This window comes from Bradyrhizobium sp. LA6.1 (assembly GCF_040547805.1).
Taxonomy (GTDB): domain Bacteria; phylum Pseudomonadota; class Alphaproteobacteria; order Rhizobiales; family Xanthobacteraceae; genus Bradyrhizobium; species Bradyrhizobium barranii.
On the sequence record NZ_JBEPQK010000015.1, the window covers coordinates 169,754 to 183,774 of the forward strand.

Sequence of the window (14,021 nt, forward strand, 5' to 3'; positions counted from 1 at the left end):
TCTCACCTAAAATTGTCCCAGCCCGGATCGGGCGCAAAGCGCCCGCCGAATCGCTCGGCCAGCGCGCGCAGGGTGGATACGACATTTTCCACGCCGCGCGTGCGCGCGTAATTCAGCGGACCGCCGCGGAAGGGTGCATATCCCGTGCCGAAGATCATGGCGCCGTCGACCGCATCGGCATCGTCGACGATGCCTTCGCGAAGCGCCGCGACGCAGACATTGGACATCGGCAGCACCAGGCGGTCGATCATCGGGTCGGTGACGCGCGGGCCGGTCTCGGGCAACGGCGCCTTCTCCGCCTTGCCGTCCTTCCAGGTGTAGAATCCCTTGCCCGTCTTGCGGCCGAGCTCGCCCTTGGCGACCTTCTCGCGCAGCCAAGCCGGCGTCGGCGGGAGCAGATCGCCGAACTTGGTCCGCAGCATGTCACCGACGTCGAGGCAGATGTCGAGCCCGACCTGGTCGGCGAGCTCGATCGGCCCCATCGGCATGCCGAACTGCTCGGCCGCCGCGTCGATCAGGCGCTGGTCGATCCTCTCATCCAGCATCACCATCGCCTCCAGCATGTAGGGCGTCAGCGCACGGTTGACGAGGAAGCCGGGCGAGCTCTTCACGGAGAGCGGCAGACGGTCGATCGCGCCGACGAAGGCGAGCGCCTCCTTCAGCACCTGCGCGTCGTTGCCGTCATGGCTGACGACTTCGACCAGCTGCAGCCGCGACACCGGGTTGAAGAAGTGCAGGCCGACGAGACGATCGGGCCGCGCCAGCGTGGTGCGCAGATCCTGGAGCGGAATGCTCGACGTGTTGGTCGCAAGGATCGCGCCCGGCTTCATCTTCGGCTCGAGGCCCGCATAGACCTTCTGCTTCAGCTCGAGCTTTTCCGGCACCGCCTCGATGATCAGATCGGCGTTGCGAACGCCCTCGCCGTCCATGTCGGGGATCAGACGATCAAGCGCATCGCGCACCTCGGTCGGCCTGCGAATGATCTTGCCGTAAAGCTCGGCCGCGCGCTTCACCGCGCCGGCGACCGGCTCCGGCTTCATGTCCGCGAGCGAGACGCGCAGCCCCTGCCCCGCACACCACGCCGCGATATCACCACCCATGGCGCCGGCGCCGATGACATGGACGTGCTTGATCGTGTTGCCGCCGCCGGCCGTCTTCTTCATCTGCTCGCGCAGGAAGAACACGCGGATCAAATTCTGCGCGGTCGGCGTCACCATCAGCCTGGCGAACGAGGCCTGCTCGGCCTTCAGCATCGCGGCCTTGCTGCCGCCATGGGTCTCCCAGAGATCGATCAGCGCGTAAGGCGCCGGATAATGCTCGCGGGGCGCGGCCTTCGCCGCCTCCGAGCGCATGCGCCTGGCCAGCAGCCCGCGCACGGGACCGAAATTGGCCGCGTGAGTCAGAAGGCCCGGACGCGCCCGCTTCAAGCGGCCGAACAGCGCATCCTTCACCGCGTTGCGGACGTGCCGCTCCTGCGTCACGGTATCGACGAGGCCGAGCGATCTGGCGCGGCGCGCATCGATGGTGCGGCCGGTCAGCATCAGCGCCATCGACTGCGTCGGGTTCACCAGCGCGGTGAAGCGCGCGGTGCCGCCGAGGCCGGGATGCAGGCCGAGCATCACCTCCGGGAAGCCGAAGCGCGCGCCGTCGATCGCAATGCGCGACTGGCAGGCCAGCGCGACCTCCAGCCCGCCGCCGAGGCAGAAGCCGTGGATGACCGCGACCGTCGGCAGCTTCAGCGCCTCCAGATGATCGACCACCGCATGCGCCGCGCGGATGCGTGTCTCGACCATCTCGGGATCGCTGGCGCCGCGGAATTCGTTGACGTCGGCGCCGGCAATGAAGCCGGACGGCTTTGCCGAGCGGATCACGAGGCCGGCGGGGCGCTCGGTCTCGATCGCCGCGAGCACGGCATCGAACTCCTCCATCACGTCCGCGGACAGCGTGTTGGCGCTGGCATCTGCGCGGTCGAACAGCAGCCAGGCGACGCCGTCGGCATCGCGCGTCAGCTTGAAGTGCTTGTAGGGGCAGTCGGTCGCGCGCCTGGGCCCAAGCTCCAGCACGCGGTCGCCGAGCGCGGTCATGATCCTGGAATCCATGGTCACACCGCCTCGATCAGCATGGCGCCGCCGAGCCCGCCGCCGATGCATTCGGTCGCAACGCCGCGGCGCGTGCCGAGCCGCTTCATCGCATTGACGAGATGCAGCACGATGCGGTTGCCGGAGGTGCCGACGGGATGGCCGAGCGAGATGGCACCGCCATCGACGTTGAGCCTGTCACGGTCGATCTCGCCGGCCGCGCCGTCGAGGCCCAGGATCTCGCGACAGAATTTGTCGTCGTTCCAGGCGGCGAGACAGCCGAGCACCTGCGTCGCAAAAGCCTCGTTCAGCTCCCAGGTTTCGACGTCCTTGACGGTGAGGTCGTTGCGGTGAAGCAGCGGCGTCGCCGACATCACGGGTCCCAGTCCCATGATGCTGGGATCGAGCGCCGCCCAGTGGCTGTCGACGATGACAGCCTTCGGCGTCAGTCTGTGCTTTGCGACCGCCGCGTCGGAGGCGAGGATCACCCAGGAGGCACCGTCGGTGATCTGCGACGAATTGCCGGCGGTGACCTGGCCCCAAGGGCGTTCGAACACCGGCCGCAGCTTTGCGAGCGTCTCGGCCGTCGAGTCCGGCCGCACGCCGTCGTCATGGTCGAAGAATTTTCCGTCGCGGGAGAACGCTGTCTCGACCTCGCCCTTGAGAAAACCTTCGGCCTGCGCATGCGCGAGCCGGCGATGACTCTCGGCGGCATAAGCGTCGGACTGTGCCCGCGTGATGCCGAAGAGATGGCCGACGACCTCGGCGGTCTGGCCCATGTTCAAGTCGGTGATGGGATCGGTCAGCCCGCGCTCCAGGCCGATGATCGGCTTGAGGTAGCGCGGCCGCAGCTTGAAGGCGGCAGCGAGCTTCGCGGCCATACCCTTGGCGGTGGCAAGGCCGGCGAACCAGCGCACACCGGAATTCGGCCAGACCAGCGGCGCGTGGCTCAGCGCCTCGGTGCCGCCGGCGAGGACCATGTCGGCATGACCCTCGCGGATGTAGCGGTAGGCCGTGTCGATCGACTGCATGCCGGAGCCGCAATTGATCTGCACGGTGAAGGCGACCATGTCCTCGCCCATGCCGAGCCGGAGCGCGGCGACGCGGGCCGGGTTCATCTCGTCCGCGATCACGTTGACGCAACCGAGGATGACCCGGTCGAAATCATCGGGTGAAAACGGCTGGCGTGCCAGCAGCGGCCGGCCGCATTGCACGGCGAGATCGACTGGCGTGAACGGCCCCGGCCCCGAACGCGCTTTGAGAAACGGCGTCCGGCTGCCGTCGACGATGAAAACCGGTCGTGCCATCAGCTCGCCGCCCTCTGTTCACCGAGTTCCTGGAAGAACTGATGCACATCTCCGGTTTTCTTGTAAATCGGCGACAGCGCTTCGGGCGCAAAATCGTCGACCTCGATCACTTTTGTGACGGCTTCATGAGCGGCCGCAAGCTGCTCGCCTTCGGCCTGCGTGATCACGCCCTTGGTGACGGCGTCCTTCCAGTCGCGGATGTGCGCGGCGCGCATGCGCTTGGCGATGGCATCGGTGGCCGCAACGAGCTTGAACGCGCGCTCCAGCCGGGCAAAGCCGCCGTCGTCATCGACATAAGCGAGATCCGGCGTGAGGCGCTCGCGCGCCGCCGACGGCTCCAGCACGAGGCTGGCGCACTGGTGCACGACACGGTCAGACGGGCCGAGCACCCGCGCGCCGAAGGGCTGGACCACGAGCTTGAGGATGACAGCGACAAAACGATTGGGCAGATTGGCGAGGATCTCAGCAAGCCGGTTCTCGATGGTCTTGAAGCCGGTCGCCATGCACCATTCCAGCGCAGCGAAGTCCTCCTTCTGCCGGCCCTCGTCCTGCCAGCGTTTCAGCGCGGCCGAGAGCAGATAGAGCTCGGAGAGGATGTCGCCGAACCTCGCCGACAGCATCTCCTTGCGCTTGAGCGCGCCGCCGAGCGTGAGCAGCGCCATGTCGGCGCAGAGCGCGAAGGCCGCGGAGTAGCGCGCGAGCTGGCGATAGAATGGCGTGGCATCGCCCGCATCCGGCGCAAGCGCGAAGGCGCCGAAGCTCCAGCTCCGGCCGAACGCACGCAACAGCGTCTGGAAGCTGTGGCCGGCATGTTTCCAGAACGCCTTGTCAAAGGCGGTGAGCCCGCGTTCGCGATCGGCGTCCGCAAGCGCATTCAACTCGTCAAGCAGATAGGGATGCGCGCGGATGGCACCCTGCCCGAACACGATGAGGTTGCGGGTCAGGATGTTGGCGCCCTCGACCGTGATACCGACAGGCACGGCGCGGTGCAGATTGCCGAGATAGTTTTGCGGACCGTCGATCACGGCCTTGCCGCCATGGATGTCCATGGCGTCGTCGACCGCCGTGCGCATCCGCTCGGTCGCGTGCAGCTTCATGATGCCGGAGATGACGGCGGGATGGATGCCGGCATTCAGCGCCGCGCAGGTCAGCCGGCGCGCCGCGTCGAGCTGGTAGGCGGTGGCGACGATACGCGCGAGCGGCTCCTCGACGCCCTCGAATTTGGAGATAGAGATGCCGAACTGCTCGCGGATGCGGGCATAGGCGCCGGTGGTACGGGCGGCATAGGCGGCGCCGGCCGCCGACAACGATGGAAGAGAAATACCGCGGCCGGCGGCGAGCGCGGTCATCAGCATCTTCCAGCCCTGCCCGAGTCTCTCCTTGCCGCCGATGACGTAGTCGAGCGGGATGAAGACGTCGCGGCCCCAGTTCGGGCCATTCTGGAACACCTGCATCGACGGCAGATGACGATGGCCGATCTTGACGCCCGGCAGATTGGTCGGGATCAGCGCGACGGTGATGCCAAGCTCTTCCTGGCTGCCCACGAGGTGGTCGGGGTCATAGGCCTTGAAGGCGAGGCCCAGCAGCGTCGCGACCGGGCCGAGCGTGATGTAGCGCTTGTGCCAGTTGAGCCTGAGGCCAATGACCTCGCTGCCCTCGAAATCGCCCTTGCAGATGATGCCGGTGTCGACCATCGAGGCGGCGTCGGAGCCGGCTTCGGGGCTGGTCAGGCCGAAGCAGGGAATGTCGCGGCCGTCGGCGAGGCGCGGCAACCAGCGCTCCTGCTGCTCTTTCGTGCCGAAGCGCATCAGGAGCTCGCCCGGCCCGAGCGAGTTCGGCACCATCACGGTGACGGCCGCGGCGATCGAACGGGTCGAGATCTTGCGCACCACTTCCGAATGGGCATAGGGCGAGAAGCCGAGACCACCGAATTCCTTCGGAATGATCATGCCGAAGAATTTCTCACGCTTGACGAAGTGCCAGGCGTCTGGCGGCAGGTCACGCCATTCCCAGAAGATCTTCCACTCGTCGAGCATGGCGCAGAGCGCGTCGACCGGGCCGTTGAGAAAGGCCTGCTCCTCGGGGGTGAGCGTCGCCTGAGGCACCTTCAGCAACTTCGACCAATCGGGGTCGCCGGTGAAGAGATCGGCATCCCACCAGACGTCACCGGCCTCCAGCGCCTCGCGCTCGGTGTCGGACATCGCTGGCAGCACGCCGCGCGCCCAGGAGAAGATCGGCTTTGTGATGGTGTCGCGGCGGAAGCTCATGGCTGACCTCATGCATCGGCGCGGTTATCGGCATTTTAGCGGAAAGTGGCCGGGGTAAGTGAACACTTCGCGAGCAAAAAGACGCGAATTGACGCGGCCGGGCGGCCGCCCCGGAGGCCATAACGGTCGGGGCGTGGGGGCAGTTCCGGGGAGGCGAATCGGGCTGAATGCCCCGTCGTCATTCCGGGGCGACGCGCAAGCGTCGAGCCCGGAATCCATAACCACCATCGGGAGTATGGATTCCGGGCTCGCGCCTGACGGCGCGCCCCGGAATGACGATGCGGAGAGAGTGGCTTAACCTGGATCAGATCAGTCCGGCCGCACCATCTCGAACATGTTTTCCGGCTTGATCTCGAAATAGTCGCCGCGACGGCCGGCGCGGACGATGGGGTGGGCGGCGGCGGTCTGGTAGACGCCGTCCTTGATCATGGCCTTGTCGATATGGACGGCGACGACCTCGCCCAGCGTCAGCCAGGCGTCGGCCTCCTTGCCGTCGGCGCCCTTGAGGCGGACGATGTCAGACACCTTGCACTCGAAGGCAACCGGGCTCTCGGCCACGCGCGGCACGTTGACGAGCTTGCCGGGGACGGCGGTCAGCCCTGCGAGCTTGAACTCGTCGACCTCGGGGCCGACATGCGCGGCGGTCGCGTTCATGTGCTTGGCGAGATCCATGGTCGTCAGATTCCAGACGAACTCCCGGGTCTGCTCCATGTTCGAGACCGTGTCCTTCCAGTTGGTGGAGGAGAAGCCGATGATCGGCGGCACGTAGCAAAAGGCGTTGAAAAAGCTGTAGGGCGCGAGGTTGACGTGGCCCTTGGTGTCGCGGGAGGAGATCCAGCCGATCGGCCGCGGCGCGATGATGGCGTTGAAGGGATCGTGCTTGAGGCCGTGGCCCTTGGAGGGCTCGTAGAAGTAGAGGTCTTTGTCGGTCACGCGCTGCTTCCTTTTCGTCATTGCGAGCGCAGCGAAGCAATCCAGAATCCCTCCGCGGAGACAGTCTGGATTGCTTCGCTGCGCTCGCAATGACGGAGTTTGTTGGTCCGTCATTGCCCGCCATCCACCCGTTAAGGGCGGCGCTAAGCAGTTTATAGGGGAAATTCCAGCGCCCGTCAGTGGCGCGGGGACAGACCGGCGATGACGAAATCGATCATCTGGTCGATGGTCGGGCCCGGCTTGGTGGCGCACTGGGCGATCATCTGGGGGTGGAAGAAGCGCATCATCGCGGTGCAGGCGCACATCGAGGCCAGTTGCAGGTCCGGCGCCTCGAACTCGCCGGACGCGGTACCCTGCGCGATCACCTGGCCGATGACGCCAGCAATGCACTCCATATGGGCGACGCAGACGTCCCAGTCCTCCTGCATCGCGATCTCGACCATCTCATGCAGCTTGTTATCACCGACATAGCGCTCGGTGTTCATGCGGTGGATGGTGGTGAGCAGCTCGCGGAAGCGCGGGAGCACCGGACCAGGCCTCGCCACGATCCGCTGCGCTTCGATCTCGACCTCGCCCATCAAGGCCCGCGCCACCGACTGGTGGATCGCCTTCTTCGATTCGAAGAAGCGATAGACATTGGCGGGGCTCATCCTGAGCTCCTTGGCGATGTCCCCGACCGTGGTCTTCTGGTAACCGATCTGGCGGAACAGCCGCTCAGCCACCTCGAGGATACGATCCCGGGTGTCGCCTTCGATATGTTCCGCAACCAGTGTCATGTGTCAGGACTCGTCCATCAGCAGTCTTCTCATTTATTCAGCCGCTTCAGCAAGCGGAATTGCGTGCTGGTCATCGCTCCCATGCTGCGGCGCGGCAGGCTGCTCGGGGGTGCCCGCCTCGTCCAGGCTCTTCCTGAACCACAGGGCGTAGAGGCCCGGCAGGTACAGCAGCGTCAGGAAGGTCGCGACGAACAGGCCTCCCATGATCGTGATCGCCATCGGGCCCCAGAAGGCCGAGCGCGACAACGGGATCATGGCCAGGATCGCGGCGAGCGCCGTCAGCACCACCGGCCGGGCGCGGCGGACGGTTGCCTCCACGATCGCCTCGCGGCGGGTCAGGCCGTGGGAAACGTCGGTCTCGATCTGGTCGACCAGGATGACGGTGTTGCGCATGATCATGCCGGCGAGCGCGATCAGGCCGAGCAGCGCCACGAAGCCGAACGGGGCATTGGCGACGTTGAGGCCGAACGAGGCACCGACGATGCCGAGCGGCGCGGTGAGGAACACCAGGATCAGGCGCGAGAAGCTCTGCAGCTGGAACATCAGCAGCGTCAGCATCACCATGACCATCAACGGGAAGAGGATGAAGATCGAGGCGTTGCCCTTGGCGGATTCCTCGAACGCCCCACCCGGCTCGATGCGGTAGGCCGGCTCGAGATTGTCCTTGATCGCCTTCAGCTTCGGCGTGATCTGGCTCGTGACGTCGGGCGCCTGCACGCCGTCGACGACGTCGGAGCGCACGGTGATCGCCATGTCGCGGTTACGCCGCCACATGATCGGCTCCTCATGGGCATACTCGATCTTGGCGATCTGCTGGAGCGGCACGGCGACGCCGTTCTTCGAGGTGATGGTCAGATCGCCGACGCCGCCGAGATCGAGACGTTCGGACGGGACCGCACGAGCAACCACGGCCACCTTCTCGATGCCGTCGCGTATGGTCGTGACCTGCGCGCCCGAGATCAGCATCGACAGCGCCTGCGAGACGTCCTGCGGGGTCAGGCCCATGGCGCGGGCACGATCCTGGTCGACGACGAGCTTGAGGTAGGGCGACTGCTCGTTCCAGTCGAGCTGGACGTCCTTGACGCTCTTGTTCTGCCGCATGACGTCGCGGACCTGATAGGCGATCTCGCGCACCTTGTTAGCGTCGGGGCCGATCACGCGGAACTGGACGGGGAAGCCGACCGGCGGACCGAAGTTGAAGCGGTCGACGCGCACGCGCGCCTCGGTCAGCATGCCCTCCGCAGCCGCGTTCTCGATCTTGGCCTTGATGCGCTCGCGCGCCTCGACGCCCTTGGCGACGATGACGATCTCGGCAAAGGCCTCGTTCGGAAGCTGCGGATTGAGGCCGAGCCAGAAGCGCGGCGAGCCCTGGCCGACATAGGACGTATAGGTCTCGATGTCCTTGTCGTCCTTGAGCAGCGTCTCGGCCTTCTTCACCGCCTTCTCGGTGACGTTGAAGGCGGTGCCCTCGGGCAGGCGGAGCTGGAGGAACAGCTCGGGCCGCTCCGACAGCGGGAAGAACTGCTGCTGGACATGGCCGAAGCCGACGATCGAGGCGATGAAGACGCCGACGGTCGCGGCCACCACGGTGATGCGGTGGTTGACGCACCATTGCACGATGGCGCGCAGGCCGCGGTACATGCGGGTCTCGTAGACCGCGTGCGGATCGTGATTGTGGTGCACCTTGATGTTGGGCAGCAACATGACGCCGATATAGGGCGTGAAGATCACCGCCACGAACCAGGACGCGACCAGCGCGATCGCCACGATCCAGAAGATGCTGCCGGCATATTCGCCGACCGCGGAATTGGCAAAGCCGATGGGGAGGAAGCCAGCGGCCGTGACCAGCGTTCCCGTGAGCATCGGAAACGCAGTGGATTCCCAGGCAAAGGAGGCCGCGCGGAAACGGTCCCAGCCCTGCTCCATCTTCACCACCATCATCTCGACCGCGATGATCGCGTCATCCACCAGCAGGCCGAGCGCGATGATCAGCGCGCCGAGCGTGATGCGGTGCAGATCGAGCGACATCGTGTTCATGACGACGAAGACGATGCCGAGCACCAGCGGCACCGACAGCGCGACCACGATGCCGGTGCGCCAGCCGAGCGCCAGGAACGACACGAACAGCACGATGACGAGCGCTTCCATGAAGGAGTGCACGAACTCGCCGACGGCGTGCTCGACCACCTTGGGCTGGTCGGCGATGAGCTTGACGTCGATGCCTTGCGGCACCGCCTTCATGAACTCGGCGGTGGCCTTCTCGACCTCCTTGCCGAGATCGAGGATGTTGGCGCCCTTGGCGGTGACGACACCGATACCGATCGCGGCCTTGCCTTCCTGGCGCACGATGAAGCTCGGCGGGTCGACATAGCCGTGGGTGACGGTGGCGATATCACCCAAACGGAACACGCGGCCGTTGCTCTCGACCGGCGTCTCGGCGACGGCCTTGGCGCCATCGAGCGCGCCGGTAACGCGCAGCGGCACGCGCTGCGACGAGGTCTCGACCGTGCCGGCGGGCACGACGTTGTTCTGCTTGGCGAGCGAATCGAACAGGGCCTGCGGCGTGATGCCGAGGGTGGCGAGCTTGGCGTGCGAGAATTCGACGAAGATGCGCTCGTCCTGGTTGCCGTAGACGTCGACCTTGGTCACACCAGGCACCTTCAACAGGCGCTGGCGGAAGCCTTCCGAGACCTTCTTGAGCTGGGCATAGTCGGCGCCGTCGCCGGTCATCATGTAGAGGATGGAATCGACGTCGGAGAACTCGTCGTTGACGACGGGTCCCAGAATGCCCGAAGGCAACTGGCCCTGCACGTCGGCGAGCTTCTTGCGCAAGAGATAGAAGAGATACGGCACGTCCTTTGGCGGCGTGGAATCGCGGAAGGTCACCTGGAGCGCGGTGAAGGCCGGCTTGGAATAGGTCTGCACCTTCTCGAAATAGGGCAGCTCCTGGATCTTCTTCTCGATGGGGTCGGCGACCTGCGTCTGCATCTCCTGCGCAGTCGCGCCCGGCCAGATCACGGAGACGTTGACCACCTTCACCGTGAAGAACGGATCCTCGGCTCGCCCGAGCTTCTGATAGGAGAAGAAGCCGGCGACGCCGAGTATGATCATCAAGAACAGGACCAGCGTCGGATGGCTGACGGCCCAGGCCGAAAGGTTGAAGCGCTTCATCGCACTCTCCAAAGATGGTCCAATTGCAAAAAAACCACAGCCACTCTGTTCAAACCGTCGTCGCGAGGCAGCGAAGCAATCCAGGGGGCTGGGCAGGTTCTGGATCGCTTCGCCGCTTCAGCCCCGGCATTTGCGCTTGGGCCGAAACTCACCTCACACGACGTGACTCGTAAACTCTAGAAAGACAGCGACGAGACGATCCGCACCCGCTGGCTCGGATCGAGCTTCTGCACGCCGAGCGCCACGATCTTGGCGCCCTCTTCGACACCGCTGGTGATGATGACGTCGTTGCTCTCGTAGGACTTCACCACGACCGGCTTGAGCGTGACGGCGCCATTGTCGTCGACGACGTAGAAGGAGGGCTTGCCGCCTTCGTTGAACAGCGCCGACAGCGGCAGCCGCGCGACGCGCTCGGTCGCGGCATCCGACAGCGTCAGCGTCGCGGTCATGCCGAGCGAAACCTTGTCGTCGGCCTCAGGCAGCGAGAATTTTGCTAGATAGGTGCGCGTCGACGGATCGGCCGTCGGCGCGATCTCGCGCAGCTTGGCCGCATATTTCTTGTCCGGCTCCGACCAAAGAGTGACGCTGGCGGCGCCCGACTTGGCACGTCCAACCAGCGTCTCAGGGATCGCGACGACCGCTTCCTTCTCGGCAAAGCGGGCGACACGGATCGAAGTCTGGCCTGCGGCAACCACCTGGCCGGGCTCGATCAGCGTTGCGGTGACGACGCCACGGGCGTCGGCGTTGAGCGTCGCGTAGGAAAGAGAATTCTTGGTCAGCTCGACTGAGCGCACGGCTCGGTCCAGACGCGCGCGGGCCTCATCGGCGGCGGCGCGGCTCGAATCCATCGCCGCATCCGTAGTCCAGCCCTTGGCCTTCAGATCCTTGGCGCGCTGCTCGGCCGCGGCGGCCTGGGCCAGCACGCCGGTCGCAGCGGTCTGCTCGGCGACGGACTGTTCAGCCTGGAGCTTCAGATCGACCTCGTCGAGGGTCGCGAGCGGCTGGCCGATTTCGACGGTCTGGCCGACCTCGACCAGGCGCTTGGCAACCTTGCCGGCCACGCGAAAACCGAGATCGCTCTCGATCCGGGGCCTGACGGTGCCGACAAAGCTGCGCTCCGGCGTCTCGGCATCATAATGGGCGGTCGCGACCAGAACCGGCCGTGGCGGCTCGGCCTTTTCAGCGACGGTGTCATTGCACCCGGCCAGCGCGGCGGCCATCAGGGCCAGCGACACACCCGCCAAGAGCTTGGAATAGCTGGACAAAACTGACCGAACGAACATCGGAGGACACTCCCGCGACTGCAATGAGAGGAATGTCGACTAATCACTGATAAAAGTCAATAATCGTCAGTCATCAGGAAAGCGTGATCGTTAAGGGGCGGTAAGGATTGGTGAGCCTTGTGCCGCTAGCAACGCGCACCATTTCTTGATAGGGTTACATGTAACCAACGGAAATACATATGAGCCCTTCAAAGCCCAAGCCGTCTCGTATGAAGGTGCAGGCCCACCGCGATCGATTGCGTGCACAAGGCCTGCGGCCGATCCAGATCTGGGTGCCGGATATCCGCTCGCCCTCCTTCCAATCGGAAGCCCATCGCCAATCGCTTGCGGTCGCAACGAGCTCACATGAATCCGAAGACCAAGGCTTCATTGATGCCGTATCCGATTGGACCGATGAATGAAGCGAGGTGAGGTCTGGACGGTGGCAGGCGGCAAGGACTATGCGGGCAAGCCGCGCCCCGTCGTCATCGTGCAGGACGACAGCTTTGACGCGACGAACTCCATCACTGTCTGCGCCTTCACGACCGACGAAACCGAGGCGCCACTTTTCCGGCTCAAGGTCGAGCCGAACGACGGCAACGGCCTTCGAGCTCCGTCTCGACTTATGGTCGACAAGATTACTACAGTGCCAAAAGCCAAGGTAGGAACGTTAGTGGGACGCCTAGACGATGACGACCTGCTGCGTCTCAATCGCGCTATTCTGGTGTTTCTCGGACTGGCTGGTTCGCAGAGAAGCGCCAGTGCAGATTAGCCCGGATGGAGCGCAGCTCAATCCGCGGCCTGCAGGCTGTAGCTCGAGCGCTCCCGGATTTCGCTTCGCTCCATCCGGGCTACGCAGTGGTGGGTGCAGCTCTAACGCCCCTGCCCGGCGAACTCCTGCTTGCTCTCGTGGCCGCCGACAAACACTAGGATGCCGGCGATCAGGGGCAGGACGGCCAGCACCAGCAAGCCGGTCGAGGTCTGGCCGGTGGCTTCCTTGACCCAGCCGATCAGGTAGGGACCGCCGAAGCCGGCGAGGTTGCCGATCGAGTTGATCAGCGCGATGGCGCCGGCCGCCGCCGTGCCGGAGAGCCAGGCGGTCGGCAGGGTCCAGAACACGCCGAAGCAGCAGAACACGCCGATCGCCGCGACGGTGAGCACCACCATCGTCATGGTGGGATCGGTGAGATAGGAGGAGACGGCCAGCGCGACGGCGGTGAGCAGCAGCGGCGCGCCGACATGCATCACGCGCTCGCGCGTCGCATCGGAATGCCGCGCCCACAGGATCATGGCGATGGTGCCGAACAGATACGGGATCGCGGTGACGAAGCCGGTCTGGGCGTTGGTGAGGCCGAACGCCTTGACGATCTGCGGCAGCCAGAACTGCATGCCATAGAGCGCGCCGACGAAGCCGAAATAGACGAGGCTCAGCATGATCACCTTCGGCGACGACAGCGCCTCGCCGAGCGACAGATGCTTCACCGCCTGCTTGGCCGCGATTTCCGAATCGAGCCTGGACTTGAGCCAGGCCTTCTGATCGGCCGAGAGCCAGTCCGCCTTCTCCGGCCTGTCGGTGAGATAGAACCAGGTGACGATGCCCAGCAGCACCGAGGGGATGCCTTCGATGATGAACAACCACTGCCAGCCCTTCAGCCCCATCGCGCCGTCGAGCCCGAGCAGCAGGCCCGAGACCGGCGCGCCGATCACGGTGGAGACCGGGACAGCGATGGCGAAGGCGGCGAGGAAGCGGGCGCGATACTCGGCCGGGTACCAGTAGGTGAGATAGAGGATGATGCCGGGGAAGAAGCCGGCCTCGGCGACGCCGAGCAGGAAGCGCAGCACGTAGAAGCTCGTCACGCCGCTGACCAGCGCCATCAGCGCCGAGATGATGCCCCAGGTCACCATGATGCGGGCGATCCAGCGGCTCGCGCCGAATTTTTCCAGCGCCAGGTTGCTCGGCACCTCGAAAATGAAATAGCCGATGAAGAAGATGCCGGCGCCCCAGGAGAAGATCAGCGGCGTGAACTTCAGCTCCGCGTTCATGGTCAGCGCGGCGAAGCCGAGATTGACGCGGTCGAGATAGGAGAAGAAGTAGGCCAGCACCAGGAACGGAATCAGGCGCCAGGAGATGGCACGGATCGTCGAGGTCTCGATTTCCGACTTGGCTGAGCCGGCGGAACCGGCATAGGTCGTGGTCTGGCTCAAGGCTTCCCCCCGGGGTTGTTGC

Annotated in this window: 10 protein-coding genes; 2 read left to right on the forward strand and 8 right to left on the reverse strand. The window is 65.1% G+C overall.

From position 1 onward, the window contains the following. Positions 1-2: 2 nt before the first annotated feature. The 7 genes from ABIB99_RS31025 to ABIB99_RS31055 all read right to left on the reverse strand — a co-directional run bounded on the left by ABIB99_RS31025 (position 3) and on the right by ABIB99_RS31055 (position 11,815). Complete coding sequence (locus ABIB99_RS31025; RefSeq protein WP_354179214.1) at positions 3-2,099, reverse strand: 3-hydroxyacyl-CoA dehydrogenase NAD-binding domain-containing protein; 2,097 nt, start codon at positions 2,097-2,099, stop codon at positions 3-5. A gap of 2 nt (positions 2,100-2,101) precedes the next feature. Continuing rightward, the gene (locus ABIB99_RS31030; RefSeq protein ID WP_063985195.1) at positions 2,102-3,385 is read right to left on the reverse strand and encodes an acetyl-CoA C-acetyltransferase; all 1,284 of its coding nucleotides are present in this window, start codon (positions 3,383-3,385) and stop codon (positions 2,102-2,104) included. Continuing rightward, positions 3,385-5,652 carry an acyl-CoA dehydrogenase gene (locus tag ABIB99_RS31035; protein ID WP_354179216.1) on the reverse strand — a complete coding sequence of 756 codons (2,268 nt, stop codon included), beginning with the start codon at positions 5,650-5,652 and terminating at the stop codon, positions 3,385-3,387. The genes ABIB99_RS31030 and ABIB99_RS31035 overlap by 1 nt, the downstream gene beginning before the upstream one ends. 309 nt (positions 5,653-5,961) lie before the next feature. Then, positions 5,962-6,585 (reverse strand): flavin reductase family protein, encoded by a 624-nt coding sequence (locus ABIB99_RS31040; protein WP_231144341.1) that lies wholly within the window; start codon positions 6,583-6,585, stop codon positions 5,962-5,964. 176 nt (positions 6,586-6,761) lie between these two features. Next, entirely contained in the window at positions 6,762-7,361 is a 600-nt protein-coding gene (locus ABIB99_RS31045; RefSeq protein ID WP_063985197.1) for a TetR/AcrR family transcriptional regulator, read from the reverse strand. 33 nt (positions 7,362-7,394) lie between these two features. Next, positions 7,395-10,532, reverse strand: coding sequence for an efflux RND transporter permease subunit (locus tag ABIB99_RS31050; RefSeq protein WP_063985198.1), 3,138 nt, complete (start codon positions 10,530-10,532; stop codon positions 7,395-7,397). Positions 10,533-10,708: 176 nt separating this feature from the next. Continuing rightward, entirely contained in the window at positions 10,709-11,815 is a 1,107-nt protein-coding gene (locus tag ABIB99_RS31055; protein ID WP_028148596.1) for an efflux RND transporter periplasmic adaptor subunit, read from the reverse strand. A gap of 179 nt (positions 11,816-11,994) precedes the next feature. Here ABIB99_RS31055 and ABIB99_RS31060 point away from each other — a divergent pair, with 179 nt between their 5' ends. Then, positions 11,995-12,216, forward strand: coding sequence for an antitoxin MazE family protein (locus tag ABIB99_RS31060; RefSeq protein WP_063985199.1), 222 nt, complete (start codon positions 11,995-11,997; stop codon positions 12,214-12,216). Continuing rightward, a complete protein-coding gene (locus tag ABIB99_RS31065; protein WP_063985200.1) occupies positions 12,213-12,566 on the forward strand; it encodes a type II toxin-antitoxin system PemK/MazF family toxin in 354 nt (117 codons plus the stop codon). Before ABIB99_RS31060 ends, ABIB99_RS31065 begins: the two co-directional genes overlap by 4 nt. Before the next feature lie 101 nt (positions 12,567-12,667). Here ABIB99_RS31065 and ABIB99_RS31070 read toward each other — a convergent pair whose 3' ends face one another. Further along, positions 12,668-13,999: an MFS transporter gene (locus ABIB99_RS31070; protein WP_354179220.1), complete on the reverse strand. Its 1,332-nt coding sequence runs from the start codon at positions 13,997-13,999 to the stop codon at positions 12,668-12,670. Between the last annotated feature and the right edge of the window lie 22 nt (positions 14,000-14,021).

What these genes read in the sequence shown, in the direction of transcription:
- ABIB99_RS31025 (WP_354179214.1), bottom strand. Translation starts at nt 2,099, where the DNA reads ATGGATTCCAGGATCATGACCGCGCTCGGCGACCGCGTGCTGGAGCTT.
- ABIB99_RS31030 (WP_063985195.1), bottom strand. Translation starts at nt 3,385, where the DNA reads ATGGCACGACCGGTTTTCATCGTCGACGGCAGCCGGACGCCGTTTCTC.
- ABIB99_RS31035 (WP_354179216.1), bottom strand. Translation starts at nt 5,652, where the DNA reads ATGAGCTTCCGCCGCGACACCATCACAAAGCCGATCTTCTCCTGGGCG.
- ABIB99_RS31045 (WP_063985197.1), bottom strand. Translation starts at nt 7,361, where the DNA reads ATGACACTGGTTGCGGAACATATCGAAGGCGACACCCGGGATCGTATC.
- ABIB99_RS31050 (WP_063985198.1), bottom strand. Translation starts at nt 10,532, where the DNA reads ATGAAGCGCTTCAACCTTTCGGCCTGGGCCGTCAGCCATCCGACGCTG.
- ABIB99_RS31055 (WP_028148596.1), bottom strand. Translation starts at nt 11,815, where the DNA reads ATGTTCGTTCGGTCAGTTTTGTCCAGCTATTCCAAGCTCTTGGCGGGT.
- ABIB99_RS31060 (WP_063985199.1), top strand. Translation starts at nt 11,995, where the DNA reads ATGAGCCCTTCAAAGCCCAAGCCGTCTCGTATGAAGGTGCAGGCCCAC.
- ABIB99_RS31065 (WP_063985200.1), top strand. Translation starts at nt 12,213, where the DNA reads ATGAAGCGAGGTGAGGTCTGGACGGTGGCAGGCGGCAAGGACTATGCG.